A 973-nucleotide genomic window follows, 5' to 3' on the forward strand; every position below is an offset into this window, starting at 1 on the left:
CAGAAACAGGCGCGTTTCATCGCCGGGTGCGCCGTAGGCGGTGCGGGGCCGCAGGACGGAAAACTCCACCATCCAGCAGGTCTTATCCTGAAACCGTTCCACAGCCAGTATGTTGTGGCCCTTTAACTCCCTGGCAACGTGATCTCTCATAGGCGCTCCTTTCAGCGTTCCTGATCTCTCTGACGCTTTTTCTGCCACTGTTCCAGCAGTTTGATGATGGTTTCCTGCATCCGGGCAGGGGTATAGCTTTTGGGAAAATACTTCCGCAGGGTGTCGGAGGTAAACGTCACCTTGTCCAGATCGCTTTTCTTTTCCTCGCCCATAATCGCCCGCATTACATCTATGGACAGATGCCCCTCCTGACTGAATTTCTTGAGCCGCTGGGCTTGGGAAAGGGAGGGGGTGGCCTGTTCGCTGTCCATCGCGTCCAAAAGCTGGGTCTGTTCTTCTTTTTTGAGAAAGGACAGCTCATAGGCCGGGTTCAGGGCAATTTTCTTTTCGTCCACCATGTTCAGCAGTTCGGGGATTAACTCGGTCAGACGAATATACCGCTGAATTTGATTGCGACTTTGACCTACCTGTTCTGCTAAAATATCTCTTGATTTCTTTCCATCGGACTTGTGCCCAACTTGGGCACAAGTTAAATCCATGCGTTCTCCCTGATGTTTCATGGCCTCCAATTTCATTTTGTAGGCAAAAGCCCTTTCGCTGGGGAGCAGGCTTTCCCGTTGTAAATTGCTGTCAACCATGATAATCGTGGCGGCGTCATCGTCCAAATCCCGGACAATCACCGGCATGGTTTCTTTCTCTGCCAGTTCACTGGCCCGATGCCGCCTGTGTCCGGCTACCAGCTCATAGCCGCCGCTGGGGTCGGGTCTGGCAATCGCCGGAACCAGAACGCCGTACTGCCGGATGCTGTCCGCTGTTTCCATCATGGCATCATCATCTTTGACCTTGAAAGGGTGGCCCTTGA

At 53.0% G+C, this 973-nt stretch carries 2 protein-coding genes; both read right to left on the reverse strand.

Annotated features, from left to right (window positions below):
• On the reverse strand, window positions 1-150 hold a 150-nt coding region (locus tag D1841_RS19425; protein WP_237076458.1), incomplete at its 3' end, for a DUF5720 family protein.
• An 11-nt stretch (window positions 151-161) separates the two neighbouring features.
• The coding region (locus D1841_RS17555; protein WP_160644955.1) for a ParB/RepB/Spo0J family partition protein at window positions 162-973 on the reverse strand (812 nt) is incomplete at its 5' end.

The sequence above is a fragment of the Neglectibacter sp. X4 genome, from assembly GCF_009917365.1.
GTDB lineage: Bacteria > Bacillota > Clostridia > Oscillospirales > Acutalibacteraceae > Acutalibacter.